Genomic DNA, 17,146 nt, shown 5'->3' with positions numbered 1-17,146 from the left:
GAATATTCCTTAATTGAGTGAACCATAAAGATGGTGGGTAATTTGTGACGGTGTAACGCGATACAGCGCGGCCAGGCGGTCGGCGGCGAGCTGATGTTCAGGCAGACCCTGCGACACCTCGCCGTTTGGTTCAACCCGTACCACGCTGTCGGCGATTGCCCGGGCGTGCAACGGGTGATGGGTCGACATCAGCAGGGCCATACCGGAATTTTTCAGCGTCACCAGCGTGTCGAGCAGACGGATTTGATGCCCAAAATCAAGGCTGGATGCGGGTTCATCCAGCAATAAAAGACGCGGACGTTGCGCCAGCGCGCGAGCGATCAACACCAGTTGCCGTTCGCCGCCGCTCAGGGTGTTCCAGCGTCGAAGTGCCAGGTGAGAAATCTCCAGCATCGCCAGTTGCTGATGTGCAATTTCACGCTCTTTAGCGCCGGGAACCGCAAATGCCGCCAGTTGCGGGGCCAGTCCCATCATCACCATGTCCAGGGCGGTGAAGGCAAACGCGCCGTCGTGCGCCTGAGGAACCCAGGCGATGGCTGCGGCGCGTTCCCGATCGCTGAGATGATTCACTGCGACGCCATCAAGCAGAATGTCACCGCGAAGCGGCGGAAGAACGCCGAGAATGGTGCGCATCAGGGTGGTTTTACCGCTGCCGTTAGCACCAATCAGACAACAGACAGAACCGGGCGAAACCTGAAAGGAGATATCACGTAACACGGGTTGTTTACTGTGGTATCCCAGCGACGCGTGGCGCACGAGTAATAGCGTCATGGGCGGTTTCCCCGCAGCAAAAGCAGCAAAAAGAACGGTGCGCCAATAAATGCAGTCAGGATCCCCAGCGGGATTTCCGTGCGGCTCAGCGTGCGGGCGAGGGTGTCGGTGAGCAGGAGTAGAATGGCGCCGATCCCCATGGACACCGGCAGTAACTGCTGGTGGTTATTCCCGCTGAGGAGTCTGCCGATGTGCGGCACCACCAGTCCAATCCAGCCGATAATGCCGGCAATGGCGACGGTACAGGCGGTGACTAACGTTGCGCAGACGATCAGTCCCAGCCGCAGTCGGGAGACGTTGATCCCAAGCGATCGGGCTTCATCATCCGACAGAGTGAGCAGGTTCATGCGCCAGCGCAGCAGCAATAACGGGACCAGTCCAGCAAGGATCAGCGGTGCTGAGAACCACAGATCGTGCAGAGTAATTGTCGATAAACCGCCGAGCAGCCAGAAGGTGATCGACGGAAGTTGGGTATACGGGTCGGCCAGCGTTTTGATGAGCGAAATTCCCGCGCCGCAGACCGTACCCAGCGCAATCCCGACCAGCACCAGTGTTAACACCGGATCGTGACGCTTGACTCGCCGGGTAATCAGCCAGACACCGGCGACCACTAACAAACCGCCAGTGAACGCATACAGCTGAATAAACAGGATTGGTAGCCCCAGCAGGATTGCCGTACAGGCGCCCAAACCGGCACCGGCCGCCACGCCGAGGATATCCGGCGAAACCAGTGGGTTACGGAACATTCCCTGATAAGTGGTTCCTGCGCCAGCCAGCGCTGCGCCGAGTAACAATGCAGCCAGAATGCGTGGCAGTCGGATTTGCCAGAAGACGATTTTGTCCTGCATCGGGACGCCATCCCTGCCTGCAATAAGATCCACAACCTGTTGTGCATCGAGGCGATAAGCACCCGACACCGCGGCGATGCTCGCGCAAAGCACCACCGTCGTAATCATCAGAAAACCGAGGGTAGACGTTTTCATCAGACGCTCACCAGTTGTTGATACTGTGCGTCGCTTAACGTGGTGTGCCAGAACAGTTCACTGTAGCGCTGCATATCGGTTTTAAAGCCCGCTTCAACCTGTGGATCAAGCCAGGCATGCAGACGGCGTAACCCCAGCAAACGATTGATGCCGGGAGGCGCGTCCAGCCAGCCAAACGGCAGGCCGCTGAGAAACAGAATGCGCCGGTCGGCAACCGCTTTGACTCCTTGCCAGACGGGATCTTCACGCAGGTACTGTGCCGTAATGGCATCCTGTACCAGAATAATATCGGGCTGCCAGCTCAACAGGTTTTCCATTGAAACCTGCGCCAGCCCGTGCCGCCCAGGAATTTGCGCCACATTGTGTAATCCCAGTAGTTCTGCCGCTTCGGTATGCAATGAACCTTGTAATCCAGTTTCAAGTCCGCGGGCGCCGCGCGCGGCATAAAAACGCAGCTTTGCTGCGGGAGAGTGTGAAAACGCGAGGGCTTCATCAATAAAACGCTGGGCCAGTTTGGCCTGAGTCCTGGCCCGTGTTGCAACTCCCAGCGCTTCACCTGCCGCGAGTAGCTGTTGCGGGCTGAGCCGCAGTTCGCCATTAATCAGCAGCCAGGGAATTTGCGTTTGCGCGTTGACTTGTCTGGCCTGAGAAAGCCAGGTTTCATCGGCATTGCCGCAGTCAATCACCAGGTCGGGTTTAAGCGCCAGTAGCGCTTCAAGCGAGAGTGTGCTGGCGCGTCCCGCCAGCTTGCCCAGTTTCGGTAAAGCCCGAATGTCTTCGTGAAACGGGATGGCGGTCTGACGAGAAAAATCAAAGGATGAAAAACCAACCAGTTTTTCCGGCGCGACGGCCAGCAGCAGCATGTCGGCGGGTGCGCCTGCGCTGACCACGTGTTGGGTCGCCTCTGGCGCTGGGTGGCCTCCCACGGCAACGGTTAGCGGCGTTTGAGCCAAGGCGGGAAGATGGCGTAGCAGCAATGCAGATGCCACAAGCTGGGCAAACATCCGTCTTGTCAGTGGCATAATTGTTATCCTGAAGGTGATAAAATCGCTATATATTTACATATACAGCGAATAAAAACATGTTCAGAATCAATTTCTCACGGATGAAAACCCGGAATACCCCATAAGGGCTAGATGGCGTAGAGACAACAGGAATGGCGAAATATAAGCCAGAAAAAAATCCGCGACGCAGCGCGGATTCGGGGAGTAAAACGCTTCAGGTAACGGCGTTAAGACGTCGGCTGAGCCTGTTTTTTAGGCTCGACTGGCGTGGTACTTGCCGGGGCCGGGCGCGAAGCGGGCACGCTGTCACAGGGCTTTTCTTTGGCGCAGATCAGGTCGAGCATTTTTAGCGTTACGCCGTTGGTCCAGCCAAAACCATCCTGCAACGGATATTCGCCGCCGCCTCCGCCAGTGCCTGTGCTACTCACGTCATACTTTTCAACCAGCTTTTTCTCACGATCGTAGGTGTGCTGCACGTTGGTGAGGAATCGCCAGGTCACGTCCATGGCGACGTTATCCTGACCGTAATTCTGTAATCCCGATGCGGCGACCCACTGGAGCGGGGCCCAGCCGTTGGGAGCATCCCACTGCTGGCCGCTTTTCACCGACGTGGTGGCCAGGCCGCCGGGTTGCAGCAAATGCGCCTGGGTTGCCGCGGCCACTTTACTGGCGCGATCTTTTGCTGCTGCATTGACATACAACGGGAACAAGGCGGCGGCCGTGAGTTGGTTACGTACTTTGTGGCTCTTCAGATCGTAATCGGCATACCAGCCTTCTTTGTCGTTCCACAGGTGCTTTTCGATCCCTTTTTGTCGGGCATTAGCGAAGCCTTCATATTGTGCAGCTTTGGCATTATCCCCGGCGGCCTTGCTGGCGAGGGCGATCATCTTTTCCATTTTGTACATCAACGCATTGAGGTCGACCGGAACGATGCTGGTGGTGCGCAGGGTGCCTAGTTGATTGGGGTTATCCATCCAGCGGGAACTAAAGTCCCAACCCGACGCGGCGGCAGAACGCAGGTCGCGGTAGATTTCTGTGGCCGGTCGGTTCGGATTGCTTTTCGCTGTGGCGATATCCTCCACCCAGGACTCTGGCCGCGGCGTATCGCGGTCATCCCAGTAGCGATTCAAAATGGTGCCGTCATCCAGTTTAACCACGCGCTTATTCTGCTGACCGGGCTGGAGCGTTTCGACGCCTTCCATCCAGTAGGTGTATTCTTTGAGCATCTGCGGGAGGTATTTTTTCAGCGCGTCATCCCCGTCATGCTGCGCCAGCAGTTCCACCATAAAGGCAAAGAATGGCGGTTGAGAACGGCTCAGATAGTAGGTGCGGTTGCCGTTAGGAATGTGTCCCCAGGAATCAATCTCGTAAGCAAAGTTTGCCACCATGTCGGAGACCTTATCCCAGTGATTGCTCTCGGCAAGCCCCAGCATGGTGAAATAGCTGTCCCAATAATATATTTCGCGAAAACGCCCGCCAGGCACGACATACGGCTCCGGGAGCGGCAGCAGAGAGTCCCATTTTTCAGCGTCGGTTGTCGAACGGGTGAGTACCGGCCACAGTCCGTCAATATGCTCGCGCAGCGATTGCCCGGCTGGGGGGACGTATTTCTCGCCAGCTTTCGGCAAGGTGAAATTCACTTCCACAAAATGACGTAAGTCGAATCCGGACTGATTTTTCTGCATCCGGTAATCGGCAAGGATCATTAATGGATCGCTGTTAGGGACGGCGTCAGCAAAGGTTTTCTGGTCAGGAAACAGTTTGGCCGTTTGTACATCATTAAACAGAGGGCCAAGCAAAATATCAGGCGGCTGAGGCGTAGCGGTTGGTGCGTCCTCGGCGTTGACGGCAAAAGAGGAAAGGGCAAAAAAGGTGCTTGCGAGCGTCAGTTTTATTGCAACAGAGAGCAGGCCTGGATGGCGAGTTGCAGGCGTTATCATCGGTTAATCTCCTTAGGGTGTGCCGAAGCAGCGGCATTTACCATGAGAAAACCTTAGTTCAGGATCGACCGTTGCGCGTGATCGACGCCCCATTTTGCGAATAAACAGACATTTCCCGACGCGAATCGAAAAGATGCACACCCTTTGTCGGCAAAGGGCGTGCAACCGACATCAGCCCGCGCGGGTTATCCGCTGGGCCACGCTGTCAAGGGTCAGGGTATCACCCATCGTGATACTCTCGATGGCCTCGCCTTGCTGACATAACCAACATAACCCCATTGCACGGGCGATAATCGCCGGGTGGGACGCTTCGCTCCCGTCCCGCAGGCAGATGCCTTTGATGGTCTTCGGATCGAGTTGCAGCACCGTAGATGGATAGATGACCTCCGCGACCAAAATAGTGGGGCGGATGAATGCGGGAATTTGTGCAGTCTCTCCCGTTAAATACTGCAGTGAACGAGACAACAAATCTTCAATATCGATGTATCGCGCCTGCAGGTAAGGATCGTCGAGCTGTAAATACTGCTGGCTGAGATCGCTCAGCACCTGATGCCAGGCCCAGGCCGCGCTGCACTGCGTTTCACGCATTAGATCACAGGCCATATCGAACAGATCCGGATCGTCCAACAGCGTGTGGTGACCGGAGAAAATAGCGGCGATATCTGCGGAATATCTCTCTTCTGCAAGCGCGGTTAGCTCGCTTAAGTCGTTCAGCGTGCTTTGGATAGCGACCCGTAACCGTTGCTGCTCAATCTGGAGTGAGGCTACAGGCTGCTGGCTTACCTGCGGTGAGAACGGTGTGTAACAGAATGCCGTCCCCGTGACCTGTGAGGGAACCTTCGTCACCACGGTATCAGCATGCGCGGGCTCGAGCGATTCACCAAAATTCTCAGCCGCCAGCTGTTTGAATGCGGCCAGCGCATCCTCTGCCTGTTCGCCCTTGGCAATCAGGCGCAGCGTGTCGTTACAGCGTACCTGCAGCAGGGCAATCTGATTCAGGCTATCAGGGACGACGCACTTGCCATTTTTCTCGAGCCACATATCGGCGTTAAAGCCAGACAGCGTGGAAACCAGCCGGGAAGCCGGACGCACATGAATGCCGTTTGGGTTTTTCACCACAATGGCCACTGAATGAGCATCTGCATCGGGCGCGAATTCGGCGGATGTCGGCTTTGCTGCAGATGGCGAAGGTAAACCCAGTTGCTCACATTTGGCGTCGAGGGCGTTCATGGCATCACAGATGACCCGCTCAATGTCAGCACCTGCAGCAGCGCTAACCGTTGCGGCGAGCGTGCCTTCGACCAGCGGCGCGGCGCACAAACGTACTTTGGCGGCAATGGCCGGATCGAGCAGTTCCAGCGCGGTTTCCGCACTCAATAGCGCGCTACCGATATCCATCATCACCAGCACGTGATCCGTATCGGCCACGGACTCAATGGCTTCCATCACCTTGATAGGATCGGTGCCAATCGGATTCTCAGGATCATCAATGCCTGCGGCAATAGCGATTTTGCAACCATCACCCATTAACATCTGCCGGGCTAGCGCGCCGACGCCTTCGCCCAACTGGGCGCTGTGAGAAACAATAACCAGGTTTACCATCGCTTTATCCTTACTCTCTGGACGCCTGAGCCAGCATTTGCATCATAAACATTACGGACGTTGCGCCGGGATCCTGATGCCCAATGCTGCGCTCACCGAGATAGCTGGCGCGGCCTTTGCGGGCCTGCATGGTGATGGTGCTTTGCGCTGCTGCTTCCGCTTGTTGGCTTGCCGCTTCCAGCGCCGTCTGTACGCTCAGCTTTTGCTCGCAGGATTGGCGTAAAGATTCCACTACCGGCAGCCAGACATCGCACATGGTTTTGTCGCCAGGTTCAGCTTTACCGCGGCTAATCACACCTTCTGCGCCATCACGAATCATTTGATACAACTCCTCAAGCGTCAGGCTTTGATGAGCCTGGGTCACCTGGGCGGCACGGATAAAAAAGGTACCAAACAGTGGACCGCTGGCCCCCCCGACGCTTGAGAGCAGCACCATGCCGGTGTTTTTCAAAATAAAACCAATGTCTTTATCGGCGATGGACGGCAGCTTTTCGACGACTTTGCTAAAGCCGCGGTGCATGTTCAGACCGTGGTCGGCATCACCAATTTCCCGATCAAGACCGGTGAGAAAATCACTTTCGGTGGTGAAGATCTCACCGCAGCGATAGAGCCAGTTAACAATTTGTGTTCTGTTGAGGGACATCATGTATCTCCTTATTTACCCCAGTTGAGAGCAGGGGTGTGAACCGGTGCATCCCATAAGCTCAGCGTGTCGTCATCCACCTGTAACAGGGTGATTGAGAAGCCGGTCATATCCAGAGAGGTACAGTAAGAACCGATCAGGTTGCGCTCAATGACGATGCCGGCGTCCTGGCAACGGCTTTCGAGGCGGTTATACACGCCGAAGAGTTCTGACAGCGGCGTCGCACCGAGATTATTGACCAGCGCAATGACACGATCGCCGCTTTGCAACGCGCGTTTGCTTTCTTTGCCTTCCTGCCACGCGCCCTGAACGTTGTCCCAGTGGCGGAGCGTACGGCTGTAGTTGCCGTTTTCCAGCAGGGTATCGAACATTTCATCAACGGTCTGATCGAGGGAAGTGAAGGTGCGGCGGTCAATGCCGGGTTCCCCGTGGATACCCACGCCAAACTCCATTTCGTTATCCTGCAACGTGAACGACGGTTGTCCGGCGGCCGGAACGGTACAGGCGCCAATGGCTATCCCAATGGAGTGGCCCTGGTTATTCAGTTTACGACCCAGCGCCGCACAAACTTCCAATGAGTCACCGCGTTCAGCGGCAGCGCCGACCAGTTTTTCGATCAATACGGTATTCGCCACACCACGACGACCGGCGGTATACAGACTGTCTTTCACCGCCACGTCGTCATCCACTACCATGGTGGTGACTTTGACGCCGCTTTCATGCAACAGCTCGGTGGCGGTTTCGAAATTAAGAATATCGCCGGTGTAATTTTTGATGATCAGCAGTACGCCTTCGCCGCCATCAATTTGCATGGCGCATTCGAACATTTTATCCGGCGTGGGTGAGGTAAAAATTTCACCCGGGCAGGCACCAGAGAGCATGCCCTGACCAATGTAACCGCAGTGCATAGGCTCGTGTCCGCTGCCACCGCCGGAAAGCAGCGCCACTTTGCCCATTACCGGCGCATCTGCGCGGGTGACATATACCGGATCCTGATGCAGTGCCAGGGAAGGATACGCTTTCGCCAGTCCGGCGAGTTGTTCAGTCAGTACGTCTTCAACACGGTTAATCAATTTTTTCATTATTTATGCTCCGCAGACAGTCCTGGATGGCTGCCAGATTCGGGCAGGCATCTGATGTAGGGTATCGGGTTATACAACGCCACGGCGACTGCTCGCTGCCGATAAGGTAATTTTGCACACGGGTTGGCAAAAGAAAATTGCTGTAATGGGCGTTTCAATACGAAACGTAGCAACATAATAATGTTCCGTATTGGAACGTCATGGTGCATAAAACAGCGAAAATGAGAGGTTGGGCCGTATTTGGCCGGGAAGCTGATTCACGGGTGTTTATGGAAAACAAACCACCTGCAGAGCAGGTGGTTTGTAGGCAAGGTCGATTTCGGCGTTAGCCCGGATAAATTCCGCGATCTTTACGTGCCAGTAGAATGCGTTCGCAGGCAACAATGTAGGCTGCCGTACGCAGTGAGCAGGATTTCTCTGCCGCTTTTTCCCACACGTGTACCATCGCATCGGTCATGATTTTGTCCATGCGATTGTTAATCTCTTCTTCGCTCCAGAAGAAGCTAGCCATGTCCTGAACCCATTCGAAGTAGCTGACTGTTACGCCGCCGGCGTTACAAACAACGTCTGGGACAACCACGATACCGCGGCTTGCCAGAACGTCGTCGGCGTCCGGATAGGTTGGGCCGTTAGCGCCTTCGAGTACCAGTTTACAGGTCAGCGTTTCCGCGCGGTGACGGGTGATCTGGCCTTCGAGCGCGGCCGGGATCAGAATATCCATCTCCAGGCTCCAGAAGGCTTCGCTGGCAATGGTTTCAGCGCCCGGGAAACCGGCAATCTGTTTGTGCTCCAACTGCCAGGCAGACAACGCGGCCATGTCGATACCCGTTGAGTTAAACAGCGTTGCGGTGTGATCCTGAATCGCGACCACGCGTGCTCCTGCTGCCGCGAACAGACGGGCGGCTTCGCTGCCGACGTTACCAAAACCTTGCACCGCTACGCGAGCGCCTTCAACGTCGATGTTGGCACGACGCGCCACTTCCAGACCGCTGACGAAAACACCACGACCGGTGGCTTTATCACGGCCTAACGAGCCGCCGAGGTGAATAGGTTTACCGGTGACCACGCTGGTCACGGTGGTGCCGTGGTTCATGGAGTAGGTATCCATCATCCAGGCCATTACTTTTCCGTTAGTCCCCACATCCGGCGCAGGAATGTCTTTCTGCGGCCCGATGATAATGCCGATTTCGCTGGTATAACGGCGGGTTAAACGCTCCAGTTCACCTTCGGAAAGCGAGAACGGATCGACGCGCACGCCACCTTTCGCACCGCCGTACGGTAGGTTCAACGCTGCGCATTTGATGGTCATCCATGCGGACAGGGCCATCACTTCATTAAGATCAACATCAGGATGATAACGCACACCGCCTTTGCCCGGCCCGCGGGAGAGGTTATGTTGCACGCGATACCCTTCAAAATGACGGATAGTACCGTCATCCATCTGCACCGGGATATCGACAATCAGCGCGCGTTTTGGGTGGCGCAGGGTATCCACCCAATGGGAAAGTTCGCCCAGGTAAGGGGCCACACGCTCGATTTGTTGCAGGTAGGTATTCCAGGCAGATGTGCTGCTATCTGAAGCGTAAGATAACTTATCCATGATAAACCTTAGTTATAAAAGTAATATGTTCTTAATTTGGCCGTGGTATACAGTGAATCACACCATACGAACCTAAATTTAACATTTATTTCATAGAATGGCCTGTCCGGCTAACACGGTTTATCGGCATGAAGCGTGTGGGCTTTAGCTGAGAAGTGAATAGTTATTCTTTGATTGTGCTGATATTTCGGTTATTTTGCTGGCTGGGTAATTTAATATGCATGATTTATAAAAATCGCAATTTGTCAGATTTATGACGCACCTCTAAAAGTAAATAATATGATAATAAAATGTATTTGCTTTATTGCGATTAAGCTGGGGTCAGTAGGTCACGGCGATGGTAACGGTATCAGCATAGTTGTCAGGCGTGTAGTTCGCGCTGGGAACGGTGGCGTAAACCGGGTAGGGGGTGGTGGTTCCCGTACCGTTGCCCGCGACAGTATTGAGCGATGAATTGCCCCAAACCGTACCGGACGGCCCCGGCGTCGAGCTAAGCTGGTAGGGGACCTTGTCCGTATTTGACCCCGTGCCGGCCATCACGCCGCTGCCTGCCGTATTGCCGTTAGAGGGCTGAAGTCCGATGGTGTAAGGCGTGTTATTGGAACATGCTACGCCCACGGTATTTGAAGCCGTTAGGTTACGCCCGGTCGCCCCGGCGGGCGCAAAGCTAATATTGGTTGCAGAGGTGATATTGCACTGTTTGCTGACCGTCGCCGATACGGTGAAGGGAAGCCTGGCGGCAACGGTATCGCCACAGGTGGTCGGCGGGAAAAGCAATCCAGGATTGAGGGTGACAAGGGCTGTCGCCGCCGTATAGCTATCCTGATAGCTTCCGGGGACCGCTGAGGTTTGTGGCGTGACAATCTGTGCTGATACCGTGAGTGAGCCCGTCACTGGCGTCAGATTCAGCAGGTTAAGCTGTACCATTGGAAAAGTTGTTCCCGACTGATACTGACTCCCCCAGACTTTGGTGTGCCCGGCATCCTGGTAAAGCTGGTATGCCAGCGTTCTGGCAGGTGTTCCGTTTAATGACATATTTCGGGGTGTCACCTGGCCACTGACGGCTGAGGCGCCAATATTAAAACAGAGGTTGATCCCTGCCAGCGCGTCGCCAAGCTCTTTGGTGCAGGTGTAGTTGAACGTCATTGATGACGTTGCGCCTGTCGCAGACAGCGGATTGACTGAGCCCAAATTTATGGGTTGTACATTGCTCACCGAACAGGTTACGGCATGGCTAATCGCCGGACAAAAGAGTACGGTTGCGATGAGTAACAGATGCCTTAACCTCATGAGCGCACTCCTGTTAGTGTGGCCGGCAAACCAGTGGACCTATTTGCACAATCCCCTTTGCGGAAGCGGGATAGTCAAATTGCACGCGACAACTGCCGGTGTCTGTCTCAACGCGTAGCGCGTTGTGCTGTTCCAGCATGTCGAACCAGGTCATCCCATCAAAACCAACGACAGACGATTGTCCTGCTCCGCTGATGGCGTATGCCATGCTGCCTTCGGGAATGGGTTTACCCTGATTGTCGACGAGGATGACCTGCGCAGCGCGTACGGGGGTAATGCCAAAGCTAACCAGTGTACCGGAACGATCGGCAGGCGTTGCATTCGTCTCAACGCGTGCGATCCGCATATTGGCGGGGAGATCCATAGGGTCAATACTGATCAGGTTTTTTTGATAACTGTTCAGCGGCGTGACCAGCAATAGCCCCTGGTCGTCGCTGCGACCAATCAGGTTATTTTGTAATTTAATCGGGACGTCAGGAATGCCGTCAGTTGATACGACGGCAAAGCCATTGTTGATTTCACGTGCAGCAAACAGGCCGCCTCCCATGATAACAAGCGATCCGGTGGCGCCTGCGTAGCCGTAGTGGTTATCCGGTAAACGGCTGAATCCCGCGTACGCTTTACCATAACGCCCCAGATATCCCACTTCTCCCTGACCGCTTTGCCGGGAAGCCTGCTGACTGGCGGCCAGATTCCAGCCCCAACCGCCGTCGGCAGGGGGCGTCAGGCTGGCGTTGAGCTGGTAGCCGGTTTCATCATTGGTGCGTTGTAGGGTGCTGCTGGCACTGAGATTGTTATCAGTGGTCATTGTCACCATCAGATAGAGACTGCGATCGCGGTTATCGTCGATGTTTTGGTTGAATCCGGCATTCAGTGAAATGTTGTCGGTAATCGATTTGAACCAGTTGGCGTTGGCGTAGCGCACCGCATTTTCGTGCGGATAACGAAACTGCAGGTAACTCAGGCTGACATTACCGGCAGCTTCCAGCGCATAGCCAATGACCGTATTGCTGTTAAGCGTCGGTGGCGGCTCGCCGTAATGGGTGGCGACATCACGATAATCGCCGGAAGTGGCTGTCGTACTGGTACTGAAATTAAACCGTTCGCCGGACCAACGATAACCAAAACTGTACAGAAAACCGTTCTTTCCTGCGTCGGTACTTGCGGCAATTGAGGTCGAAAACGTGCCGCTGCGGGTGCCTGGGATCCAGTCGTTACTGAAGCCCGCGTTAATCAGTCCATCGCTGGTTTCAGCGTGAGTCCCGGCGGTGAACGTATTGCTAAACCCACGACGCCATGTACCGCTCAGTACCGGTGCGCTGGCATAATCAAAAGAGGAGTAACCATAGTTTTCGCGTACCGTACCCAGTTCTGCAGACCAGGCAGTTAATCCTTCCCGCAGGAGTTGCTGATCGTTGTAGAACGAGAAATTTTGTACGCTCGTTCTGCCCAGCGCATCCGTCATCATCACCTGACCCGTTCCCGCGCCGCTGATGTTCGGCATTGTGTTGATCTGAAAGCTACCCGCGGGGACTTCTCCGTTGTAGTACCTGACGCCGTCGACGTACAGCTCAACGTTTGACGGTAACGTCGCGGAGCCAAGATATGCAGGGAGCGGGGTGGTTGGCATATAGGGCCGCAAACCAAAATCGGTTCCTATCTGAATGCCGCCGATACGCGTCGGTCGGGACCAGATAAGTGAACTGGTCAGGGTATCGCCAACGGTTATCGCCAGCATCGTTTCGGGAAATGACGTACGCCAGTTGGTATCGAGTCGCTCAACGCTGTTATCCGCATTTTCCTCGGTGGAATACTGCGTCAACTGGGTGGTGCTGAGCACGCCTGCAGCATTGAAAGCGCGGAGTTCGCTGAAGGTATTTATTGCGCTTTCATCCCCCTGTTGGGTATAGATATCGTAATTGAGCAGCGCTCCGCGTGATGTTGTCGCCGTCGGCGCGGTCTCTACGGGGGAGTTAAGCTGCGTGGTCGCAAGATCGAGTGAACTGAGTGGCGCAGTAAGCGAAAGCGTTTGCAACTGAACGTTATAGTCAATGGTTAGCTCGGGGATATCGTTCAGGCAGACGGCGTGAGTGGCGTCAGGCGCAAAGCGAAAGCCCATTTTTCGCAGGGTATCTGCCCCAGCATAGAGCTTTCCATTATCGTAACCCAAATGCACCAGCCCAACGGGATTCCCATTTAAGGTGACGTCGAGATACAAATTGACCCCCACGAGCTGCGCTGCGCCATTAATAACACCATCTTCGTTCAGGTTATTATTCAGCGTTTGTGCGCAAACCATTCCCGATATTAATACTCCATTGAGAAAGCAATATTTCACCAGAAGCCAGGATCTGTTACAGATCTTGTACTGTTTTTTGGCCATTGATTGTGACTTCAACTTTCCCGCCATCATGAGTATTACTGGCCGACGGGGAGACTATCCAGCGCATTGTTGAGCCGGGTAAAACGTAGCCTAACAGTCCGGGCGTAATAACTTTTTTAGCACCGTCAGGGCTAATAAATGTTGCAGCAGATAATTGTGCATGCCCATTTCCCTGGTTACTCACTTCAATAAATTTTTTGCCATCAAGCTGTTGTAATTTCCATTGCAATCTTGCCTGCGTTTGCGCCGCTGATGTTGGTTGAATGAAAACGGGGACGGAATAATGCAGCACAAACTGAAGCTTATTTTTTTCTACTTTTGCAGGCGGTAACTCATCTATCGATAACCGATAAGCGTCTTCAGCATGTGCCGAAGGTGGGCCGGTCCGAATAACGCGAATCAACTGACGTTCTCCGGGGGCTAATGCCAGCATCGGCGGGCTAATGACCAGCCCCTGAGAGGGGGAAAGTTTGTCGCCGTAAGCGCTCTGGCTCCAGCGAAAAACCCGAACCTGGGCATTGAGCACATTTTCACCCGCATTACTAAGCCAGATACCATCGGCATTTTGCGTCGCGAGCAAAGTTAATGTGACCGGGGCGATTTGCAGCCCGCTGGCGGCGGCAGGGTTGAGGCTCGCAACCATCCCTAACAGGCATGCGCAGGCACACTGCTGAACAGGCAGTTTTACTCTCATGTGGCTTCCTGAAGTTAGTAGTTAACGTTAACCGTTACCGTGTCGGCATAGTCGTCAGGAGTGAAGTTGGCGCTCGGTGCGGTGGCATAAACCGTAAACGTTTGCACCAGCCCGGTCCCCGTCGCCGCTACGCCGTTTCCAGGCGCGGTGTCGGTGGCGGTGTTCCCCCACACCGGACCTGTTGCTGATGTTCGATTTAGCTGGTAGGGCACTTTATCGGTATTGGTGGCTGCGTTAGCCACGGAGGACATGGCGCCTGAGCCTGTCGTCGTCCCCCCATTGGCGGCCGACGGTGCCAGACCGATAAAATAGGGCGTGGTTTTTGAGCAATTAATCGAAATCGTGTTGCTTGCATTGGTATTTGTTGCCGTGGTATTCACCGGCCCAAGCGTGATATTTGAAGCCGAACCGGCAGTCACGGTACAGGCCTTTTGAATTGTCATCAGTACCTGAAATGTTCCGTTAACGGTTGCTGCATTTGCCACGGGAATAATGGAAAAGGCGCAGCAACAAAGAATTAAGCGTTTGTCTAAGACTAGAGCCATATCCTTTACCTTTTTCAAATAACCACATTTATTACTTTAGAAAAACAATAATGTGGTACAAGAAGACATGGTTTAACCCTAGAATAAGTATTAGGCGTGCGCCAGTTGATCTAATGAATTTTACTTAGGAAAAAGGTGATGTCGTTTGCAAAAAAATAATACCCACGGGTGAGTATATTGTTTTGTTTTTATGCTACTGCGGGTATTAAGTCAGGCGGGTGGGGAACACAGATTCATTGGATGGCATTCAAAATAACCACCCAAAAAATGAGAATTAGTAAGATTTATCTTACTCAGCTCATTACTGCGATACATGTTGGTTACGGGCTGTGAAAAATGACTTTATAACCTTGTTCGTTCCAGTGTTGTAGAAGTTCATTTTGTCTGCGGGTTGGCGTAATACCAGTCCAGACAAAAAGCGTTTGCCCGGGGAAAAGTTCAGGTCTTGGCGATTCAATAGGTTCAGCAAGCACGGCAATATGCCAGCCCGATTGCGATAAACGCCAGGCTTCGAGCCATAAACGGGTTCGGTCTTCAACATCCCAGGCCATCAGGATGGCATCTTTCCCTGATTTGCGGCGCGTTTCAGACAGCAGGGTGGCTACATATTCAATCAATGCGCCATCAAGCATACTGTTCATGATGCGGGATGTATTATGGTCAAGTATCAACCGCTGACGCACAGGAAGATAAACGCGATCAATCAACGCATCTACGGGGTAGGCGCGACCGAGTGCGATAATTTTGGCTCGCAGCTTCGGGGGATACGCCATACGAAGAATGCCCATCATCTCTTCTTGCAATTGATTCCAGTCGTCGTCAGTTTCACGAGTACTGGTTTCCAGCAATGCTTTAACTTTGCCAACGGGTGTGCCACTGCTAATCCAACGTTTTATTTCTTCAATACGTTGAATATCCTCTTCATCAAAGAGTCGGTGACCACCTTCGCTGCGTTGAGGTTTGAGTAAACCGTAACGTCGTTGCCATGCCCGAAGGGTGACAGGATTTATCCCGCAACGTTCTGCGACATCCCCAATGCTGTAATAAGCCATAATTCCCCCAGACACTCATGATTCTCCGTCACCGATATGCGGTTCCTGCTACTTTGTACAACATGCATCAAATTGTACAAAACATACATAGGATTCTAGCAAAATTAAGATTTACTTTACTATCACGTAGGGAGTAAATGCTGAATTTTTATGTTCAGCATAAAAGAGGTGGCGGGATTATTGTGTAATAACAATACGTTAATTATTATAACGCTGAGAAATCATTTTTTCTCTGGCCACGCGACAGACGGAGTACCATTCAGGCAGGCTCTTGCAAACAGGTTACCCTGGAAGATCTCAATACCCGCGGATTCAAGCCACATCCACTCTTCAGGTTTTTCGACGCCGACCGCAGAAATCATAATCTCCAGTGAAGCGCAGCATTTGATTATGGCCTGAATGATGGCCTGCCGTGGTCCACTTTTATGCACATCAGTGATGAGTTCGCGGCTTATCTTAATTCGGTCCGGTTGAAAGCGAGACAAAAGCTGAAGCCCGGCAAAACCTGCCCCGAAATGATCTATCGCCACACATATACCCGCTGCCTTGAGTGACTTCACGGCCTGCGCGAACGTATCAAAACGCGAAATAACTTCACTTTCGGTAAACTCTACAATGATTTGTTCAGGCACCAGTCCATGCGCCGCGATTTCGTTTATAAGAAAGCTGACTGCATCGGGTCTGTTTACCAGGGTCATGGGTAACAGATTAACCGACAGCATTTTGTGATTAAGTCCCAGTGCGCTTGCCATTGCAAATGCAGTCTTTTTGCTCTGCAGATCAGCGGTATACACATCTTCAGGTTTGAATTTGTCAAAATACGTAGCGGGCGTTTCACCGTCTTTACCGCGAATAAGGGCTTCCAGCGCAATGACGCGCTGTGACATAGGATCGATAATTGGTTGAAAAGCAAAGCTGAAATCTGTATCTGACGGGAGTGTGCTTTCATCCAGGATGGTACAGGTATTGTCGGTTATAAAACTCCAGTAATCAGGCGCAGGTATTTCAAAATAGCTCGATTTTTCCGTGGCGAGGACAAATGTGCGGAAAAACTGTAATGCTCTGTCATCATACGTGAGCTGAAATTTGGACGTACCCTTATTGAGTACAGCTTGCAGGACGTCATTCCGTTCATGTTTTTGTAAATCAAATAACTCCATCCCTACATTTCCGAATCTTCTCGCAGGCGCGTAATCACACATCAGTTCAACGATATTGTGGTGCCGGGGGTCGTTACAAATACAACGATAGATCTCTTTTACCTGCTCCTCTGGGCCTTCAAGCAGTTGGAAAAAGTGATGGCCGTTAAAGAGTAAGATCCCCGTAACATCTGATCGCCTGTTTTTGATATTTGCGGCTGTCACCATATCCTCAAGCGCTTTGAGAGGGGTGTCTTCACGTAGATGGCTACGGTAAATAATGGTCGTGAGCATGGACAGTCCGGGATCAAGGAAGGAGAAGAGGTCTGGTCAGTATCAGACAAACCAGGTTACGCCCTGATTTTAATACATAATTCTAACTTTGTCTTTACAAGTAAGCGGGCTAATACAGATCAAT

Annotated in this window: 14 protein-coding genes; all 14 read right to left on the bottom strand. The window is 53.2% G+C overall.

Annotated features, from left to right (window positions below; all coding sequences use genetic code 11):
* Positions 1-9 precede the first annotated feature (9 nt).
* The 14 genes from B9P82_RS14800 to B9P82_RS14735 all read right to left on the bottom strand — a co-directional run bounded on the left by B9P82_RS14800 (position 10) and on the right by B9P82_RS14735 (position 17,022).
* The gene (locus B9P82_RS14800; protein WP_046275011.1) at positions 10-771 is read right to left on the bottom strand and encodes an ABC transporter ATP-binding protein; all 762 of its coding nucleotides are present in this window, start codon (positions 769-771) and stop codon (positions 10-12) included.
* A complete protein-coding gene (locus B9P82_RS14795) occupies positions 768-1,727 on the bottom strand; it encodes a FecCD family ABC transporter permease (RefSeq protein WP_369707202.1) in 960 nt (319 codons plus the stop codon). The genes B9P82_RS14800 and B9P82_RS14795 overlap by 4 nt, the downstream gene beginning before the upstream one ends.
* Positions 1,728-1,753: 26 nt before the next feature.
* On the bottom strand, positions 1,754-2,776 hold the full coding sequence (locus B9P82_RS14790) for an ABC transporter substrate-binding protein (RefSeq protein WP_075848682.1): 1,023 nt from the start codon (positions 2,774-2,776) through the stop codon (positions 1,754-1,756).
* A gap of 209 nt (positions 2,777-2,985) precedes the next feature.
* The gene (locus tag B9P82_RS14785) at positions 2,986-4,698 is read right to left on the bottom strand and encodes an alpha,alpha-trehalase (RefSeq protein ID WP_016153356.1); all 1,713 of its coding nucleotides are present in this window, start codon (positions 4,696-4,698) and stop codon (positions 2,986-2,988) included.
* Between the two features lie 171 nt (positions 4,699-4,869).
* Positions 4,870-6,300: a dihydroxyacetone kinase phosphoryl donor subunit DhaM gene (gene dhaM / locus B9P82_RS14780; RefSeq protein WP_101700541.1), complete on the bottom strand. Its 1,431-nt coding sequence runs from the start codon at positions 6,298-6,300 to the stop codon at positions 4,870-4,872.
* Between the two features lie 10 nt (positions 6,301-6,310).
* A complete protein-coding gene (gene dhaL / locus B9P82_RS14775) occupies positions 6,311-6,943 on the bottom strand; it encodes a dihydroxyacetone kinase subunit DhaL (RefSeq protein WP_053389078.1) in 633 nt (210 codons plus the stop codon).
* An 11-nt stretch (positions 6,944-6,954) separates the two neighbouring features.
* Complete coding sequence (gene dhaK / locus B9P82_RS14770; protein WP_016153353.1) at positions 6,955-8,025, bottom strand: dihydroxyacetone kinase subunit DhaK; 1,071 nt, start codon at positions 8,023-8,025, stop codon at positions 6,955-6,957.
* Between the two features lie 325 nt (positions 8,026-8,350).
* Positions 8,351-9,625 carry a Glu/Leu/Phe/Val family dehydrogenase gene (locus tag B9P82_RS14765; protein WP_016153352.1) on the bottom strand — a complete coding sequence of 425 codons (1,275 nt, stop codon included), beginning with the start codon at positions 9,623-9,625 and terminating at the stop codon, positions 8,351-8,353.
* Between the two features lie 321 nt (positions 9,626-9,946).
* Complete coding sequence (locus B9P82_RS14760) at positions 9,947-10,915, bottom strand: Csu type fimbrial protein (protein WP_101700540.1); 969 nt, start codon at positions 10,913-10,915, stop codon at positions 9,947-9,949.
* Positions 10,916-10,928: 13 nt separating this feature from the next.
* Positions 10,929-13,214, bottom strand: a complete 2,286-nt coding sequence (locus tag B9P82_RS14755) for a fimbria/pilus outer membrane usher protein (protein ID WP_101700539.1) — start codon at positions 13,212-13,214, stop codon at positions 10,929-10,931.
* A gap of 55 nt (positions 13,215-13,269) precedes the next feature.
* The gene (locus tag B9P82_RS14750) at positions 13,270-13,992 is read right to left on the bottom strand and encodes a fimbrial biogenesis chaperone (RefSeq protein WP_101700538.1); all 723 of its coding nucleotides are present in this window, start codon (positions 13,990-13,992) and stop codon (positions 13,270-13,272) included.
* A gap of 14 nt (positions 13,993-14,006) precedes the next feature.
* Complete coding sequence (locus B9P82_RS14745; protein WP_016153348.1) at positions 14,007-14,537, bottom strand: Csu type fimbrial protein; 531 nt, start codon at positions 14,535-14,537, stop codon at positions 14,007-14,009.
* 320 nt (positions 14,538-14,857) lie between these two features.
* Entirely contained in the window at positions 14,858-15,589 is a 732-nt protein-coding gene (locus B9P82_RS14740) for a MerR family transcriptional regulator (protein ID WP_032931597.1), read from the bottom strand.
* Between the two features lie 221 nt (positions 15,590-15,810).
* Entirely contained in the window at positions 15,811-17,022 is a 1,212-nt protein-coding gene (locus tag B9P82_RS14735) for a diguanylate phosphodiesterase (RefSeq protein WP_101700537.1), read from the bottom strand.
* Positions 17,023-17,146: the final 124 nt, after the last annotated feature.

The sequence above is a fragment of the Citrobacter sp. L55 genome, from assembly GCF_002850715.1.
GTDB classification, from domain to species: domain Bacteria; phylum Pseudomonadota; class Gammaproteobacteria; order Enterobacterales; family Enterobacteriaceae; genus Citrobacter; species Citrobacter braakii.
This window is presented reverse-complemented; position numbering and strand designations above follow the sequence as displayed.